This is a genomic window from Halorubrum sp. Atlit-28R (assembly GCF_003665955.1).
In the GTDB taxonomy this organism is placed as follows: Archaea; Halobacteriota; Halobacteria; order Halobacteriales; family Haloferacaceae; genus Halorubrum; species Halorubrum tropicale.
On sequence record NZ_QPLS01000001.1, the window covers coordinates 25978 to 42939 of the forward strand.

Here is a 16962-nt window from a genome sequence, read left to right on the forward strand (position 1 = left end):
GGCGGCCGATCGCTTAATCGAGCGCGGCTCCTATCGAATGGTATGAAACGAACCCGACGCGAGGTCCTCGGGGTCGGGGCGGCGATCGCCGGCGCGTCGACCGCCGGCTGTCTCGGCGCGATCGGCGGGGCGACCGACGACGACGCTCCGCGAGGGAAACAGCAGATCGAGCCGCCGGTGACCGCCGACGACCCCGACTACGCCGACGTGTACGAGGCCGTCGTCCCGTCGGTCGCGCGCGTCCAGACGTACGTCGAGAGCCGGGAGACCGTCTTCGGGCCGGGGGAGGGCGGCGCCGCGGGACAGGGCTCCGGGTTTCTCTACGACGAGACGCACCTAGTGACGAACGACCACGTGATCGGCGATCCCGACACGATCCGCGTTCAGGCGACCGACGAGACGTGGGTGAACGCGACCGTCGTCGGTCGCGACCCGTACAGCGACCTCGCGGTCGTCGAACTCGACGCGGGGCTTCCCGGGGACCCGCTCCCGGTCGCGACCGACCTCCCGCCGGTCGGCACCCGGGTCCTCGTCGTCGGCGCGCCGCTCGGCCTGTCGGGGTCGGCGACCCAGGGAATCGTCAGCGGGCGTAACCGGACGATTCCGGCGTCGACGGCGCCCGGCCGCTTCTCGATCGCGGACGCGATCCAGACCGACGCCGCGCTGAACCCCGGCAACAGCGGGGGGCCGATCGTCACTCTCGACGGCACGGTCGTCGGCGTCGCGACCGCGACGCGGGGCGATAACATCGGCTTCGGCGTCTCCGCGCGGCTCGTGAACGAGGTGGTCCCGGCGCTCATCGAGACCGGGAGCTACGACCACTCGTTCATGGGCGTGAGCGTCGTTCGGGTCGATCCGCTGCTCGCGGCCGGCAACGACCTCCCGGACGCCAGCGGCGTCTACGTCGCCGGCGTCGTCGCCGACGGCCCCGCCGACGGCGTCCTCCGCGGCACGGACGGGGAGGCGACTGTCGACGGCGCGACGGTGCCGACCGGCGGCGACGTGATCGTCGCGCTCGACGGGACCGAGATCGCGGACAACCCCGACCTCTCGCGGTACCTCGCCCTGGAGACGGACCCCGGCGACACGGTCGCCGTCACCGTGGTGCGCGACGGTAGCGAGGAGACCCTCGACGTGACGCTCGGCGAGCGGCCCGAGCCGTGACGCTCGGCGAGCAACCTCAGCGGAAAGCTGAATTTGGGTGCGTGCGCCCGGTCGTCACCCGTTGCGCGGATTGCAACCCCTATATGCCCCCGGACACACGTACCGGTATGAACGGGAACCGGTTCGGTCGACTCTTCCAGCTGACGACCTACGGCGAGAGCCACGGCGACGCGATGGGCGTCACCGTCTCCGGCGTGCCGGCGGGCGTTGAACTCGACGAGGAGGCCATCCAGGCGCAGCTCGACCGGCGCAAGCCGGGCCAGTCGATGATCACCACCTCGCGCGGCGAGCCCGACGAGGTCGTCGTCAACTCCGGCGTTCAGGACGGGTACACGACCGGCACGCCGATCGGCATGGTGATCCAGAACAAGGACGCGCGCTCGGGGAAGTACGAGCCGTACGTCACGGCCCCCCGGCCCTCGCACGGCGACTACACCTACTCGGCGAAGTTCGGCACGCGCAACTGGGGCGGCGGCGGGCGTTCCTCGGCCCGGGAGACGGTGAACTGGGTCGCGGCCGGCGCCGTCGCGGAGCAGGTCCTCGACGCCTCGGAGCACGAGGTGGAGATCAAGGCCCACGTCAACCGCATCGGCGACGTGGAGGCCGACCCGGTGAGCTTCGAACAGTTGCTCGAACGCAGCGAGGAGAACGACGTGCGCTGTGCCGACCCCGAGGCGGCCGCCGAGATGCAGGAGCTGATCGAGGAGTACCAAGAGCAGGGCGACTCGATCGGCGGGTCGATCTACTTCGAGTGCCGCGGCGTCCCGCGCGGGCTCGGCGCCCCGCGGTTCGACAGCTTCCCCGCGCGGCTCGGGCAGGCGATGTTCTCCATTCCCGCCACGACCGGCGTCGAGTACGGGCTCGGGAAGGACGCGAACCACGTCGCCGGCAGCGAGCGCAACGAGGACTGGACGTTCGACGACGGCGAGTCGTTCGATCACGTCGAGAGCGACGAGGGCGACCCCGTCCCCGAGGGGAACGACCACGGCGGCCTCCAGGGCGGGATCACGACCGGCGAGCCGATCTACGGCGAGGCGACGTGGCACGCGCCCACCTCGATCCCGAAGAAGCAGCGCTCCGCCGACTGGGAGACGGGCGAGGAGAAGGAGATCCAGGTCGTCGGCCGCCACGACCCGGTCCTCCCGCCGCGGGCGGTCCCCGTCGTCGAGGCGATGCTGTACTGTACCGTCCTCGACTTCATGCTGCTCGGCGGTCGGATCAACCCCGACCGCGTCGACGGGAACCCGGGACAGTACGACACCGACTACCACCCGAGCAGTCCGCGCAACGAATAACGAGCGATCGGCCCGCTCCGCGGACCGGCCCGCCTATTCCCCCGGCGACCACTCGCGGTCGTCCCCCGCGACCAGGTCGTCCTCGTCGATGTGCTCGCAGAGGCACGCGTAGTTACAGAAACGATCCTCACCGCGGAGCGTGCCCCACCTCTACCCCGTGAATGACCGGTCCGAAGGCGCTGGCGGCGACCATCGGCCCCGCGGCGAGGCCGAGCGCCGCGTCGTACACCCGATTCGTGACGCGGGACCGGAAGAAGACGGGCCAGCGCGCCCAGTCCCGTCGCGAGCCCCGCGGCGGTGCTGACGGCTCACGAGGGGCGGCAGCGTCGTCATAGGCGTCGGTTCCGCGCTCGGAGAAACAGGAATGGGCGGCCGAGCCGACGCGCCCTGTCGGCCCGACCCGCTATCGGACTACGATCCCGCGGAGGTCGCCGCCGTACGCCCAGCCCGCGGCGAGAAGCGTCGCCACCGCGCTCGCGGGGAGGACCGAGAACCACCCGGCGGTCGTCCCGACGCCGAAGCGCACGCCCAGCCCCGCCGCGACCCACAGCGTCGCGGTCGCCGCGAGCACGAGGAGGCCCCCCGTGACCCGGCGGTCCTCGCGGCCGAGCGCGACCCCGCTCGTGGCGCTCCCGGCCGCGAGCAGGTGGAAGCCGATCGCGAGCGGCCACGCCCGGATCGACGGGGGGAGCGTCGCGAACGGGCGCGGCTGGTCGAGGAAGTACGCCCACACCGGGTAGCCGCCGATCCCGCCGCCGTCGCCGCCGAGCGTGACGAACCCCCAGAGGCTCACCAGCGTCGGGCCGCCGTCGCCGCCGGGGACGACCGCCATCGGGACCGCGAGCAGCGCGGCGACGAGGAGCCACTCGACCAGACCGCTGGTCTGCGGCGACGACGACTCTGGCTCCGGTCGCGAGGCGGTCCCCGACATCGAGTCCGACGCCGAGCGGGTAGCGCCGTCCGGGCTCTCCATACGACGGGTTCGGCGCCCGGGAGTAAGTATGGTCGGGACCTCGCGGGCGCCGAGAGGCTTTTAGCGTCCTCCGCGACAAAGAGCGTCAATGCCAGCCCTCCGCGCGATCCGACCGGCCGTCGGCGGCGTCGCGAGGAATCCCGTCCTCGTCGCCGTCTCGGCGCTGTTCGCGCTCGCGCAGTTCCCCGACCTCATCGTGCGGCCGACCGCGAGCCCCGGGCTCGCGGCCGCGGTCTCCGCGATGACGTTCGGCGTGCTGATCCTCGTCGTCCCCTTCTTCCAGGGCGGCCTGCTCGCCATGGCGGACGAGGCGCTCGACGGTCGGACGGGCGTCGCGACGCTCGTCGCCGCGGGCCGCGACCACTACCTGCCGCTGCTCGTCGCGTACCTCGCGCTGGTGGGCGTGAGCCTCGCGTTCGGGTTCCTATTCGTCGTCGGGATCGTCCTCGGCGTCGCAGGGAGCGTCGTGGGCGGGCCCGCCGGGTTCGTTCGGATCCCCGCCGAGGACGTCACGCTGGTCGCGGTGCTCGGAATAATCGTCGTCGGCCTGTTCGGCGCGTACCTGCTCGTCACGTTCTTCCTCCAGTTCTACGCGCACGCGGTCGTCGTCGAGGACGCCGAACTCGTCGCCGCGTTCCGCCGTAGCGTCCGGCTCGTGCGGTCGAACCTCGGGGCCGCGATCCCGTACACGGTCATCCTCGCCGCCGTCGGCGCGCCGTTCGGCCTCCTCGTCGCCGCCGCGGCGCTGACGCTCGCGCCGCCCGCGATAGACACGGCCCCGGCGTGGCTGCCGAGCGTCGAACTCGGCACGCTGGGGACCGTCGGCGTCGGAGTCGGCGTGGTCGCGGTCACCGGCCTCCTCGGCGCGCTGTGGACGACCTACTCCGTGGCGTTCTACCGGGCCCTCGCGGAGCGGGCGCCCGCGCCGGGGCGTCAGGCGTAACCCGTCCCCGCCCGTATCGCGCGTGTGAACACGAACGACGGCGGACACCACGACGCGGCGGTCGACGCGCTGGCGGGCCGCGAGTACGAGCGCGCCGGGAACCGCTACACGCGAGGGGGACGGCGCGTGCTCGCGGACCCGCGCCCCGATCGCGACCCGTTCGAACCGGACGAGAAGGGATGGATCGGGCAGGGGCTCCAGCAGCTGCTCGCGGCGACGGTCGCGTACCGCGTCGCGGGCCGCGACGGGCGCGCGACCCAGCGCGCGGTCGAGGGGCTCGCCGCGGCCCGCGACTTCGAGACGGTCCTCGACGAGCCGGGACAGACGGCCTGCCTCGCGGAGTTCGTGGCCGACTTCCGGGTCGCGGGCGGCCTCGACGGCGCCGAAGCGGCCTACGACGACGCGGCCGAGCGGTACGCGGCCGCGGGCGACGCGGTCGACTCCCCGCAGGCGCTCGCGACGACCCCGCTCTTCGAGGCCGCGGCCGCGACGGTCAAACAGGTCGCGCGGGGGCAGGCGGACGGCGAGATAGCGATCAAGTGGGAGGACCTTCACGGGAGCGACCCGAGCCGACCGGGCGAGTTCCTCGCGCACCGCGCCCGGTTCAAGAAGCAGCGGTTCCCCGGACTGGTCGAGCGCGCGGTCGACGACGGTCACCTCGCCGCCCCGCGGGGGACGACCGAGTACAACAACGACACCCACCAGTGCCCGCACTGCGGGTCGACCCACGTGAACTGGGCGGGGACCGGGATCCTCTGTCTGCGCTGTTCGCGGCCGACGGCGGAGAAGTAACGCGCGGCAGCGAGCGCCGTCAGCTCAGCAGGCTCTCGCCGTCGAACTCGGCGTCGGCCTCGACGTCCAGCAGGTCGAGGACGGTCGGCGTCACGTCGAAGAGGTTCGCGTCGGACAGGTCGAGGTCGGGGTCGGTCGAGTACAGCAGCGAGTTCTCGAACTTGTGCATCCCGTTGCGCGGGCCTTCGGTGAAGACGGCCTCCTTGCCGGAGAAGCCGGACTTGAGGTCGAACCCGTCCGCGGGGATGACGACGAGGTCGGGCGCGATGCCGTCGTGGTCGCCGTCGAAGACGGTCTCGCCTTTCACGATCCGGCGGCACACCTGTCGGCCGTCGGGGCCGGTGAGCGATTCGAGGTCGTCGATGAGCTCCTCGCGGGTCGCCTCGTACTCGGACTCGGGGACGACGCCGTTGGGCTCGCGGCCCTCCAGGTTGAGGTAGAAGCGCCCGGGGATGAGCGAGTACGCTCGCGTCTCGTCGTCGATGTCGGTGAGCGCGTCGTGGTCGTCGGCGGCGTACGAGAGCCACCCCTCGTCGGCGAGGAACTGGTTACAGTTCACCTCCCACTCCAGTCGGGTGAACCCGTGGTCGGAGGCGACGATCAGGGTGGTGTCGTCGTCGAGCGAGTCGCGGATCTCGCCGATGTAGCCGTCGAGCTCGCGGTAGAACGCCAGGAACTCCTCTTTGTACTCGCCGTCGGTGGCGTAGTCGCCGAACAGGAAGTGGTTCACGCGGTCCGTGCTCATGAACACGCCGAAGAAGAGGTCCCAGTCGTCCTGGTCGAGGTAGTGGGAGAAGGCGTCGTAGCGGGCGTCGAGCGTCGCGTGCGCGTTCTCGATGAACTCGGTCTTGTCGTCGTCGTGGCCGAGCTTGGCGTTCACGTCGATCCGGTAGTCGAACCCGTCGAGCGTCTCGCGCACCTCGTCGTCGCTCGCGGCCGACTCCAGGTCGGGCGAGAGGAACCCGGAGACCATCCGCTGGACCCGCGTCGACGGCGGGAACGTGACCGGGACGTTGAGGACGGTCGCGTCGCGCCCGGCGTCCGTGACGCGGTCCCACAGCCGGGTCGCCTTCACGTGGCGCCCGAGCGGGACGTACGTCTCGTAGGAGTCGACCTCGCGGTCCTGAAAGCCGTAGACCCCCGTCGCGCCGGGGTTCTTCCCGGTCGTGAGGCTCGGCCAGCACGCGCTCGACTCCGGCGGGACGATGCTCTCCAAGCGCCCCCCGGAACCGGTCTCGGCGATGTCGGTCAGGTTCTCGAAGACGTCGGGGTGGTCCGCGACGAGGTCGAGCGGTACGCCGTCGATCCCGAGGAAGACGACGCGCTCGTCGTCGTCGCCGCGGAGCCGGTCGAACAGACCCATGGGCGACGGTTCCGGGGCGGCCGGCATATCCCTTGTGTTCCGCGGGACCGCAGCGGCGGCCGCCGACCGCGGGACCGACTCGCGGGCGACCCCGATTCAGAAAGCATATTGGTCTCGGCGGCGACTGCTACGGCGTATGAGCGACGACTTCCCGGCGAGCGTCGACGTCGACTACACCGACGGCGAGGGCGAGAGCCCGGGCGACTACCCGTCGATCCAGCACAAGATCGAGAAGGCGGTCGAGGTCACCCGCCGCGGGCTCGAACAGTACGACAACCCCGCGGTGATGTGGACGGGCGGGAAGGACTCCACGCTGACGCTGTACTTCATCAACCAGGTCGCCGAGGAGTACGGCTACGAGAAGCCGACCGCGGTGTTCATCGACCACTTCCAGCACTTCGACGACATCACCGACTTCGTCGAACACTGGGCCGACCAGTGGGATATCGACCTCGTGTACGCCCGCAACGAGGACGTGGGCGCCTACGTCGACGAGCACGGGTTGGAGCCGGGCGACGACATCCCCGTCGACGCGCTCTCGGAGCACAACCAGCACCACATCCGGGAGATCCTGGAGTTCGAGGAGGACTCGTTCCCCTTCCTGCTCGACACCTACGTTGGCAACCACCTCCTGAAGACGGTCGCGCTCAACGACGCCTTAGAGGAGCACGACATCGACGGCGTCATCTCCGGCGTCCGCTGGGACGAACAGGAGGCCCGCGCCGACGAGACGTTCTTCTCGCCGCGGCACGATCCTGATCTCTTCCCGCCGCACGACCGCATCCAACCCATCCTCCAGTTCGCCGAGGCCGACGTGTGGGACGCCTTCTGGAACTTCGTCGTGCCGGACACGGTCGAGGCGTTCCCCGACGAGGGATACATCCCGCAGGCCGACGACGACCTCCCCGAGGGCGTCACCCAGGAGGACATCCCGATCTCGCCGAAGTACTTCGCCGGGTTCCGCTCGCTGGGCAGCGAGGTCTCGACCGAGAAGACGACCGAGGAGCCCGCGTGGCTCCAGAACCTCGAGGACACGACCGAGCGCGCCGGCCGCGCCCAGGACAAGGAGGACCTGATGGAGCGCCTGCGCGACCTCGGTTACATGTAGGGCGAGCGGGCGACGCGCGGGAGACCGACGCACGACTCCTTCCTCGGCCGCGACTTCGGGGTCGATCCCATCCTGAAGCCGGACTGACCCGTATACGGTTCCGCCGAGCGGTCACCGACGTGTGATTGTATACACTAGGCACTGCTCTCGCCGTCCGTAATCTCGGATATCGGCGTCCCGAACACGCCACGAACAAGTCTCAGTGGCCTTCGTCCGCGAAGTGTGCGGCCGGAACCGCGACCGAGGGCCTCAGGGTGAGCCACATTATTGTATAGACCATACATTTTTGGTTGCGTCGCACGATATCGCGTATAGCGTCCCGAAGCCGGTCGGCGACGTCGACGGCCGGCCGATCGGACAGTCGAGAGATGACAGATCGAACGCCCGCCCCACGGAAGAGAACGCATCGGCACGGCAAGCGCGCGCATCACACCCCGTCCACGTCCAGCAGATGATACGCCCGTTCCTCACCGGACTCAAGGAGAACCTCATCTACGTCGTCGTCGCCTCGCTGGTCGCCGGGCTGGCCGTCGGCCAGGTCGCGGGCTCGGAGACGACGTCGGTCCTCCGGGCCGCGGTCGTCCCGATCCTGTTCCTGATGATCTACCCGATGATGATCAACATCGATCTCCGGGAGGTGCTCAACGTCCGCGACCACGCCGGTCCCGTGGGATTAAGCCTGCTGATCAACTTCGGCGCGGCGCCGCTGTTCGCGGTCGCCCTCTCGCGGGGCTTCTTCGGCGGCGACGTCGAGTACGCCGTCGGACTGTATTTCATCGCGCTCATACCGACCTCGGGAATGACCGCCGCGTGGACGGGCCTCGCCGACGGCGACCTCGAGGCGGCCCTGGTCGCGATGGCGGTCAACCTGTTGGCGGCGATCGTGATCCTCCCGGCGTACCTGTCGGTGCTCGTGCCAGCTGACGTCGGGTTCGACCCCTCGGCGCTGTACCGACAGCTCGCGCAGGTGGTGGTCGTCCCGATGGCCGCCGGGACGGCCACTCGGTGGCTGTTGCTTCGGCGGTATTCAAAAGCGGTTTTCAAGCGCCTAAAGCCGTTATTCGGCGGACTGTCGTCGTTAGGCGTGATGCTGATCGTGTTCGTCGCGATGACGATGCGGTCCGGTCAGATCCTCGCGGATCCGGCCGCGTCGGTAGTGACGGTCGTCCCGCTGGTGGTGTTTTACGCGGCGGTCCTCGGCGTCGCCGCGGCCGTCGGACGGACGCTGCTCGACCCGCGGCGCGGCGTCGCGCTCGTGTACGCGACCAGCATGCGAAACCTGTCGATCGCGCTGGCGATCGTCGTCGCCGCGGACGCGGTGCCATCCGGGGCGGTGCTACCGATCGCGCTGGCGTACGTCATCCAGCCGCCGCTCGGCGCGGTCTACATGCATTACCGACGCGACGTCGTCGGCGAAGGGCTGTCCCTCCGCGAAGCGATCTCGGAGATCGTCTGACCGGGTGGACGCCTCGCTGCCTCGGTTCGGCACCGAACGGGCGCTGCCGGCTCTCGTCGGGCGGATATCGGTAGTGTGTGTATAGCACATTACCTACAAAGTGATTTGGCCGCAGCGCGCCTCGGTAGACGCATGAGCGCAACCTTCGCAGCGATCGACGCGTCGGTCGGCGAGACCCCTGCGGAGTCGAACCTCCGACGAGAGCTCGACGCGGCCGTCGCCGTCTACAAGCCGAGCGAAGGGGAGTTCCCGCCCTCGGTGTCGGCGTCCGGCTGGCGGTTCGACGGCGTCGTCATCAGCGGGTCGCAGACCTCGGTGTATGACGATCGCGACTGGATCCACGAGCTGACGGAGTGGATCCGTCGGGTCCACCTGGCGGACGTCCCGACGCTCGGCATCTGTTGGGGCCACCAGTTCCTCGCGCAGGCGCTGGGCGGCCGCGTCGTCGACATGGGGGAGTACGAGCTCGGATACGAGCGGGTGGTGCGGCTCGGCGAGGACCCGCTGTTCGAGGGACTCCCGGAGCGGTTCACCAGCTTCGAGACGCACTCCGACCGCGTCGCCGAGCTTCCCCCGGGCGCGGCGACGCTCGCACGCAACGGCTTCGGCGTTCAGGCCTTCCGCCTCGGGAGCACCTACGGAGTACAGTTCCACCCGGAGTACGACCGCGAGACCGCGGTCTGGGTGACTGAGGGGAAAGACCTCCCGGACGAGCGGAAGCGTTCCGTGCTGGAGGGGATCACCGACGAGTCCGTCGAGGCGGCGCGGACGAGCAAGCAGATATTCGGGAACTTCCGGCGCCTCGCCGAACGCCACCAGCCGGTCCGCCGGCCGGGCTCGATCCCACCTCGGACGAGGTGACCGCCGAGCCTCGCGACGGGCCGGAGTCGCGACGAACGGGCGGTGCGGCATATTGATTTGTGTAGTATTGTGTGCTTTCCAAATTACTAAGTTCGACGCGCCGGACAGGATCGTCCGCGTCGAAGATGAGCCTGCGAACCCGAGCGAGCGAACTCGCGGATCGAGCGCGGTCGGCGGCGACCGGCGACCGGACGAAGCGACTCGTCGAGGCGTTCCGTCGGGTACGCGACGGGGACCCGTGGTTCGACAAGCGGGGGCTGGACGCGATCCGTCGCCGGCCGGTCGACGACGGCTCGATCGAACGACGGCGACGCGCGCAGCGCTACCTCGGCGTCGCCTTCGTCGGGCTGCTGGCGGCGGCGCTCTGGTACCCGCTCGTCGCAGGGGTCGGCGTCGTCGGCTGCGCCGCCGCGGCGGTCGGAGTCGGCGCCGTTCGCGGCCGGTTCTACTGTAATCACCTCTGTCCGCGCGGCGGCCTGCTCGACGGCTACGTCCGCCTGTTCAGCCGTGGAAAGCGGACGCCGGACTGGTTCAAGCATCCGCTGACCCGCGCGGCCGTGGGCCTGACCGCGGCCGGACTCTTGGGGACGGGACTGTACGCCGCGTGGCGGCAGGGCGGGTCGCTCGGCGTGCCCTTCCTCACGATGCTCGGCGTCAGCACGCTCGTCGCGGTGGTTCTCGGCGTCGTGTACCACCAGCGGGCCTGGTGTCAGATCTGCCCGGCCGGGACGCTCTCCCACGCCGTCCACCGCGTCGCGGAGGGGCTCGGTCGCGATCCGGCACCGCGCGTCGAGGTCGACGCGGACGCCTGCGTGAGCTGCGGCCGCTGCGGGACGGTCTGCCGACAGGAGATCCGTCCGGGGCAGTACGCCGACGGGGAGGTCACGGACCACGGGAACGTGTTCTCGCCGGGCGGTCTCGAGGGGTCGACCCGCGAGGTCGACGGCGTCGTGGACCACGCCGACTGCCTCCAGTGTGCCGCCTGCGTCGAGGAGTGCCCGACGGACGCGCTGTCGCTCGACGAGGAGTAGCCGACCGCGAGCCCTCGTCTCACGGGCCGTCACGTGTCCGAAATACACAACACACCTGCGTAGTGTTACGGAGAATCAAGGAGAAAGCCTCGCGCTTCAGCGCGGGGATGAATCCGACAATTCTCTACAGCAACCACGAACTTCTAGCCGGGTGTTTTAACTGAGTGGTCGTCATATTAATAATTATCCGAGGCGGCCCATCCGCCCACTTAATCGGACAATATCGGGATTCCCGACCACACACACAGAAAGTACCCCTTTCTGTTGTAGTGTTCGGGTACAATAAGAAGTACCTCTGAATCCCATGCCGGGATAGGAGTAACGGCTGATTGGCACAGCCAGTAGCCGTCACCGAGACAGCTACAAATCATAAACACCCCAAACCAGCGGTGCGGGGCCGTGGGAATCTTCGCCCTTCAGGGCGGAGAGGATGTCAAGCCTACTGCCACCGCGACAACCCCGCCACAGTCATCTACACCGACCTCGCGGGGACGCTCGGCGTGCCCGTCGAGGGCGAGGACCTCGTCACCGACCTCGACCAGTCGACGCCGGTCGACCGGGTGTACGCCGCGAGCGACGTCACCGGCGGCCGCCGGCGGATCGCGACCTCCGTGGGCGAGGGCGCTCGCGCGGCCACCACTTACTCGAAGAGCTCCGCGGCGCCGACTCCACCGACTACAAGAAGCGGGACTCGCGGTCGGCCTGAGCGGCTCACTCGCCGACGGTCGGTCCGGCCGGGTCGACCGAGACCGTGAACTCGCCCTCGCGCAGCCGGTCCGCGAGCGGGCGACCGATCCCCGACGCCGGGGTCAACACGCCGCCGTCGAAGGGCGAGTCGACATCGCCGCGCGCCAGGCAGACGGCCGACTCGCCGAGCATCCGCGCTGTGGCGCCGTACCCCGGGTCGCGGTCGGCGCCGAACTCGGCCTCCACAGTGAAGGGACCGTCCGAGGCCGTCCCGCGTCCGAGGACGCGGATCCGGAAGTGGCCCGCCTCGGCCTCCTCCCGCGTTGGCCCCTCGCCCGGGTCTGGGAAGACGTGCCGCCGGAGCGCTGAGCGCAGCGGCCCGACCGACATCGCGGCCGTGAACAGGCCGAGCCCGCCGGCGACGGCGCCCGCGGTCGCCGCGCCCCGCACCCCTTCGCCGGTCGGGACCACCTCCGAACACCGGAACTCGCGCCCCCACGGGTACCCGAGGAGCGCGTTGCTCCGGCGCACCACCCGCTCGTTCACCGCGGCCATCGGCGACGGCGCCGTCCACTCGCCGCGAAGCGCGTCCCGCCGCGGCCACCGCTGTGCGCCCGGGTCGACGCCGCTCCGCTCGCCGCGCGGCGCCAGCGAGTAGGGGTTCCGGAGCGTCTCCCGCGCGAGCGGGTCGGTCGCGGCCGCCTCGAACAGCTCGCCCGCGCTCGCGAGCGTGCCGCCGCTGACGCTCCCGCTGCCGCCGTCGAGGTAGATCCGGACCGTCTCGCAGGGCGCGCCGTGCGCCTCTCGCGCACACGACTGCGCGAGCAGGGTACCGAGGTCCGCCGGGACCGAGTCGAACCCGCAGCTGTGGACGATCCTGGCGTCGGCGTCGACCGCCGCCTCGTGGAAGCGGTCCACGGTCTCGCGCACCCAGTTCACCTCGCCGGTGAGGTCGCAGTAGTCCGTGCCGGTCTCGACGCAGGCCTCGACCAACGGCGTCCCCAGCCGGGTGTACGGGCCGACCGTCGTACACACCACCTCCACGTCTCGGGCGACCGCGCGCAGGCTCTCGGGGTCGGTGGCGTCGCCCACGACGACGGCCACGTCGTCCCGCGCGTCGCTGCGACGGGCGAGGTCGTCGGCGACCGCGTCGAGCTTCGCTCGGTCCCGGCCGCCGACGGCCAGCGAGAGCTCGTCGGGACCGTACCGCTCGGCGAGGTACTCGGCCGTGAACCGCCCGGCGACCCCGGTCGCGCCCCACACCACGACGTCGTGCGTCGGCTCGGCGTCAGTCATTCGGTGGCGCTAGGGGGCGGCGTCGGTAAACTGGTGCGGTACCGCGTGGCGACCGCCGGCGATCAGGGCGTCACGAGGCCCCGACACGCGCTACCTCTTTAACGCCGGGGCCGTACACAATGGTATGGCCGTTGGCACTCGGTTGTCACTACAGCTCGCCGACTTCGGTACCCGCTCGCTCGTCACGCACAGCCTGATGGTGTTGGGGTTCATCGGGGCGGTGTACACGGGGCTGTTCGTCGAGGGACAGGTCGGTACCGTCTCGATGGCGGCGTTCATCAACTTCACGGCGGGGCTGTGGATCTCGCAGTCGATCCACTCGCTCGGCAACGCCGCGACCGACGACGAGTACCAGGGCGTCCTCAAGGAGATCCTAAACCGTGTCTAGCGAACCCGGGATCGACACCGCCCGCTTCGGGCGGATCCTGGCGCTCGTCGGCTTCGTCACGACCGTCTTCCTGTTCCTCACAGCGCAGCGACTGTCCGGTGACGCGTTCCAGATCGGCGCCGTCGCCATCGGGATGGTGGGGCTGATCACCGCCATCATCGGCTTCCTCGTCGCTGCCGGCAGCGCGGTCGACGCGTCCTGACCGCCGCCGTCTTCGTCCCCGTTCGAAACTACTGGTACGGTTCGCAGACGAGTTCGACGCCCTCCTCGAAGCTAATTTCGGGCTCCCAGCCGGTCGCTTCGTGGAACTGCGAGTAGTCCGCCATCGTGTCGTGGACGTAGCCGTCGAACGGACACTCGATGTACTCGGGGTCGACGTCGGTGCCGAGCGCGTCGTTGATCATCGCGACCATCTCGTTGAACGTGTACGCCTCCTGGGTACCGACGTTGTACACGCCGGTGAGCTCGTTGTCGGCCGCCAGCTCACACGCGCGGGCCACGTCCGAGACGTGCGTGAAGTCGCGGGTCTGGGTGCCGTCGCCGAACAGCTCGGGGGACTCGCCTGCGGCGATCGCGTCCGCGAACTGCGCGACCGTGTTCGCGTACTCGCCTTTGTGCTCCTCGTTGCCGCCGAAGCCCTGGTACACCGAGAAGAACCGCAACCCGGCCATCGCCATGTCGTGGTGGTTGGCGTAGTACTCGGCGTAGCGCTCGCGGGCGAGCTTCGAGGCCTCGTAGGCGGTGCGCGCCTCCACGTCCATGTCGACCGGCGAGGGCTCGGTGCGGCTGCCGTAGATCGAGGAGGTCGAGGCGTAGACGACGGTGTCACAGCCCTCCTTTCGAGCGCGTTCGACCGTGTTGACGAACCCCTCGACGTTAACGCGGCAGCCGCGCTGAGGGTCGCTCTCGTGCATGTTCCGCGAGGAGAGCGCGGCGAGGTGGAAGACGGCGTCGACGTCGACCGGGAACTCGCCGTCGACGACGGAGGCCTCGACGAACTCGACGTCGTCGTCGAGGTTCTCGGGCGTGCCGAGGTAGGTGTCGTCGACCGCGATCACGTCGTTGTCGGCGGCGAGGCGGTTCGCGAGGTTCGAGCCGATGAATCCCGCGCCGCCCGTGACGAGGACTCGTTTGTCCTTCATGAACGAGTGTCCTCAGAGCCGACGGTTCAGCGCTTCGGTTTCGCGAGGATGACCGAGGCGGCGGGCGGGCAGACTCGCGGCTCCGCACGCGGCGAAAGCGACTTGCTCGCGGCGCCGGAAGAGGGATCAGAGATGTCGACCCGCGAGGCGGAACTGGTGATCGAGACGTGGCGCCTCCACGAGCGAGACCTCCCGCGGGTCCCGCCGGCCGGGTGGGGAACCGTCGACCGCCTCCGCGCGGCGGTCTGCCTCGCGGTCGAGTGCGCTGTCGACGGCGTCGATCGGATCGAACCGTTCGAGGGCCCCGCGAGCGAGCGCGAGCGGTTCGCGGCGACGGTGACGACGGACGCGGTCGACGACGCCCTCGTCAGCGTCCGCCCCGCGCCCGCGGAAGGCGAGACCGACGACGAGACCGAGGCGCGCGGCGGCGGGGAGTCGTTCGAGGAGACGACGGAGCAGTTCGACCTCGACGAGGCGCTCGACCGGCTGTAGGCGGGCCTCGTGGGGCCAGCGCACCGGCGCCACCGGCTCGTAGTGGCCCACGATCGATACCGACCGGTCGGGGGCGGCGCACTCGACTGGTCCGTCTCCGAACCTGTGCCGATCGACGCCTCGTTTCGCGCCGGTGGGCGCTCGACGGGAGGACGAGGCGCGGAGGCCCCTGGGGGCGGTGACGGGCGTGGTTTCAGCGGTCCGGGTCGAGCGAGGAGGGCCGAAAAGCGAGGAGGGCCGAAAAGCGAGGCAGGTCCGGGCGGAAACGCGGCGTCAGCGGGGACGGTCCGGGGCGCTCACGCTCGGATCGTGATGTCGCCGTCGTTGGTCCGCGCCGTCAGCGCGCCGTCGCCGCCGTTGACGGACGCTCGCAGTCGGTTCTCGGTGCGCTCGCGGACGCGGAACCCGGGGCCGCCTCCCGAGAGTGCGAAGTCACCGTCGTACGTGCGAGCGGTGAGCGCCGCCTCGAGGTCGTCACCGAGCCGGAGCAGCAGGTCGCCGTCCGACGATTCGACCGTCGCGTCCGCCGCGACCTCGGGGACGTCGGCGACGACGTCGCCGTCGCGGGTCCGGAGGGTCTCGACGCTCTCGGGGTCGCGGACGCGGACCGCGCCGTCCGCGGTCGTCGCCGTGACGGCCCCGGCGGCCCCGTCGACGCGGACGTCGCCGTCACGGGACTCGAGGCGCACGGCGCCCCGGGCGTCGGTCACCGACACGTCGCCGTCGACCGCGACCAGCGCCGCACCGTCGGGAACGGACGCCGCGTGGACGTCGCCGTCGGCGGACCGGAACCTATCGACGTCGACGTCCGGCGGCGCGGTGACCTCGACGTCGACGCTCCCGCCGCCGAACCCGACGATGCGCGGCTCGTCGGTGGTCACCTCAAGTCGGTCACCGGTCACCCGGGCCGTCACCTCGAACTCGTCGAGCGAGACGCCGCCGACGGCGCGCTTGCGGGCGACGACCTCGATGTCGTCGCGGGGCTCGGCGCTAAACGAGACGTCGCCGGCAACGTCGGTCACGGCCAGCGTCGAGACCGCCGTGGGGTCGACGGTCCGTCGCTCCGTCTCCGTCCGTCGATCGACATCGACGACGCCGGCGCAGCCGGCCAGGGCGGTTCCGAGGCCGACGCCGACGGCGCCGAGCAGGCCCCGGCGCGTGGCCGACGCGCCGTCGGGCGACCCGTCAGGCATCGGCGTCCTCCGCGGTCCGCGCCGCGCCGCCGAGCAGCGCGTCGGTGAGGAACCCGCCGAACCTGGCGACCCCGTTGAGCACGTGGAGCGACACCAGCGCGAGGAGGACGCCGAGGCCGGCGCCCGCGGCCGCCTCGCGCAGCGTGTCGACCACGTAGGGGCCGAACGTGTACGTCACCCCGGGGGCGTCGTAGAAGACGGGCATGCTGATCAGCGTGGCCGAGAGCGCGACCGCGGTGACGAGCGCGGTGAACGCCACGACGCCGTAGACGAACTTGAGGCCGACGAGCACGAGGCCGGTCCAGGTTGTCGGGGCCGTGAGGATCCGCTTCGTCGTCCCGAGCGCCTCCTCGACCGACCCGAACTCGAGGTCGACGTCGGCGGGCGCGGCCGCGACGTCGACGTCAAGGAGCCAGTCCGCGAGCCGGCGCTCGAACGACCCAATTCCGAGCGTCACGAGCAGCGTCAGGAGGACGACCGGAACGCCCGCGAACGTGACGAGCAGGCCGAGGCCGGTCGAGAGACCGGTGGTGACGACCGTGAAGTAGGCGATCCCGAGCGGGAACGCCAACAGGAGGTACGCGAGGTTGCGATACGTCTGTCCGTCGAAGGGCACACCGACGAAGCGCGCGAGCGCCTCGCCCGGCGAGCGCGGAGACCAACTGTGGTCGCTCATACTGCGCTTACGGCTTGCCGCCCCGTCGACATATAAAGAATCGAGCGCTGCTGATCCGGCAACGCCACCCAAAGTATAAGTAAGAGTTTCGTGCCGACCGTC

The 16962-nt window shown here is 70.3% G+C and carries 17 protein-coding genes and 1 pseudogene; 11 read left to right on the forward strand and 7 right to left on the reverse strand.

What is annotated here, in order from left to right; translation table 11 throughout:
* The first annotated feature begins 42 nt into the window (after nt 1-42).
* The gene (locus DVK06_RS00160; RefSeq protein WP_121598868.1) at nt 43-1164 is read left to right on the forward strand and encodes a S1C family serine protease; all 1122 of its coding nucleotides are present in this window, start codon (nt 43-45) and stop codon (nt 1162-1164) included.
* A gap of 107 nt (nt 1165-1271) precedes the next feature.
* Nucleotides 1272-2459: a chorismate synthase gene (gene aroC / locus DVK06_RS00165; protein ID WP_121598869.1), complete on the forward strand. Its 1188-nt coding sequence runs from the start codon at nt 1272-1274 to the stop codon at nt 2457-2459.
* A gap of 142 nt (nt 2460-2601) precedes the next feature.
* Here the strand turns inward: aroC and DVK06_RS19170 are convergent.
* A pseudogene (locus tag DVK06_RS19170) lies at nt 2602-2792 on the reverse strand (ZIP family metal transporter); the annotation flags it as partial.
* A 70-nt stretch (nt 2793-2862) separates the two neighbouring features.
* Nucleotides 2863-3432: a TIGR04206 family protein gene (locus DVK06_RS00175; RefSeq protein WP_121598870.1), complete on the reverse strand. Its 570-nt coding sequence runs from the start codon at nt 3430-3432 to the stop codon at nt 2863-2865.
* An 88-nt stretch (nt 3433-3520) separates the two neighbouring features.
* Here DVK06_RS00175 and DVK06_RS00180 point away from each other — a divergent pair, with 88 nt between their 5' ends.
* The gene (locus DVK06_RS00180; protein WP_121598871.1) at nt 3521-4375 is read left to right on the forward strand and encodes a hypothetical protein; all 855 of its coding nucleotides are present in this window, start codon (nt 3521-3523) and stop codon (nt 4373-4375) included.
* Between the two features lie 24 nt (nt 4376-4399).
* On the forward strand, nt 4400-5167 hold the full coding sequence (locus DVK06_RS00185) for a hypothetical protein (RefSeq protein WP_121598872.1): 768 nt from the start codon (nt 4400-4402) through the stop codon (nt 5165-5167).
* A 19-nt stretch (nt 5168-5186) separates the two neighbouring features.
* Here DVK06_RS00185 and DVK06_RS00190 read toward each other — a convergent pair whose 3' ends face one another.
* Complete coding sequence (locus tag DVK06_RS00190; RefSeq protein ID WP_121598873.1) at nt 5187-6530, reverse strand: alkaline phosphatase family protein; 1344 nt, start codon at nt 6528-6530, stop codon at nt 5187-5189.
* A 136-nt stretch (nt 6531-6666) separates the two neighbouring features.
* On the opposite strand from DVK06_RS00190, the gene DVK06_RS00195 reads away from it, so the two are divergent.
* The 4 genes from DVK06_RS00195 to DVK06_RS00210 all read left to right on the forward strand — a co-directional run bounded on the left by DVK06_RS00195 (nt 6667) and on the right by DVK06_RS00210 (nt 10986).
* Entirely contained in the window at nt 6667-7638 is a 972-nt protein-coding gene (locus DVK06_RS00195) for a phosphoadenosine phosphosulfate reductase family protein (protein WP_121598874.1), read from the forward strand.
* 451 nt (nt 7639-8089) lie between these two features.
* Nucleotides 8090-9094, forward strand: a complete 1005-nt coding sequence (locus DVK06_RS00200; RefSeq protein WP_121598875.1) for an arsenic resistance protein — start codon at nt 8090-8092, stop codon at nt 9092-9094.
* 132 nt (nt 9095-9226) lie between these two features.
* Nucleotides 9227-9955, forward strand: a complete 729-nt coding sequence (locus tag DVK06_RS00205) for a type 1 glutamine amidotransferase (RefSeq protein WP_121598876.1) — start codon at nt 9227-9229, stop codon at nt 9953-9955.
* 125 nt (nt 9956-10080) lie between these two features.
* Nucleotides 10081-10986 carry a 4Fe-4S binding protein gene (locus DVK06_RS00210; RefSeq protein WP_121598877.1) on the forward strand — a complete coding sequence of 302 codons (906 nt, stop codon included), beginning with the start codon at nt 10081-10083 and terminating at the stop codon, nt 10984-10986.
* A gap of 711 nt (nt 10987-11697) precedes the next feature.
* Here the strand turns inward: DVK06_RS00210 and DVK06_RS00220 are convergent.
* Nucleotides 11698-12969 (reverse strand): trans-acting enoyl reductase family protein, encoded by a 1272-nt coding sequence (locus DVK06_RS00220; RefSeq protein ID WP_121598878.1) that lies wholly within the window; start codon nt 12967-12969, stop codon nt 11698-11700.
* Between the two features lie 124 nt (nt 12970-13093).
* On the opposite strand from DVK06_RS00220, the gene DVK06_RS00225 reads away from it, so the two are divergent.
* Together DVK06_RS00225 and DVK06_RS00230 are read left to right on the forward strand one after the other, a co-directional pair.
* Nucleotides 13094-13357 (forward strand): hypothetical protein, encoded by a 264-nt coding sequence (locus DVK06_RS00225; RefSeq protein WP_053772030.1) that lies wholly within the window; start codon nt 13094-13096, stop codon nt 13355-13357.
* Nucleotides 13350-13559 (forward strand): hypothetical protein, encoded by a 210-nt coding sequence (locus DVK06_RS00230; protein ID WP_053772031.1) that lies wholly within the window; start codon nt 13350-13352, stop codon nt 13557-13559. The genes DVK06_RS00225 and DVK06_RS00230 overlap by 8 nt, the downstream gene beginning before the upstream one ends.
* Nucleotides 13560-13587: 28 nt before the next feature.
* On the opposite strand, the gene DVK06_RS00235 is transcribed toward DVK06_RS00230, so the two are convergent.
* Nucleotides 13588-14499 carry an NAD-dependent epimerase/dehydratase family protein gene (locus tag DVK06_RS00235; RefSeq protein WP_121598879.1) on the reverse strand — a complete coding sequence of 304 codons (912 nt, stop codon included), beginning with the start codon at nt 14497-14499 and terminating at the stop codon, nt 13588-13590.
* Between the two features lie 132 nt (nt 14500-14631).
* On the opposite strand from DVK06_RS00235, the gene DVK06_RS00240 reads away from it, so the two are divergent.
* Nucleotides 14632-14991: a hypothetical protein gene (locus DVK06_RS00240; protein ID WP_121599297.1), complete on the forward strand. Its 360-nt coding sequence runs from the start codon at nt 14632-14634 to the stop codon at nt 14989-14991.
* Between the two features lie 296 nt (nt 14992-15287).
* Here the strand turns inward: DVK06_RS00240 and DVK06_RS00245 are convergent, their stop codons facing one another.
* Nucleotides 15288-16184, reverse strand: a complete 897-nt coding sequence (locus tag DVK06_RS00245) for a DUF4097 family beta strand repeat-containing protein (protein ID WP_121598880.1) — start codon at nt 16182-16184, stop codon at nt 15288-15290.
* Entirely contained in the window at nt 16177-16860 is a 684-nt protein-coding gene (locus DVK06_RS00250; protein WP_233561578.1) for a sensor domain-containing protein, read from the reverse strand. The genes DVK06_RS00245 and DVK06_RS00250 overlap by 8 nt, the downstream gene beginning before the upstream one ends.
* Nucleotides 16861-16962: the final 102 nt, after the last annotated feature.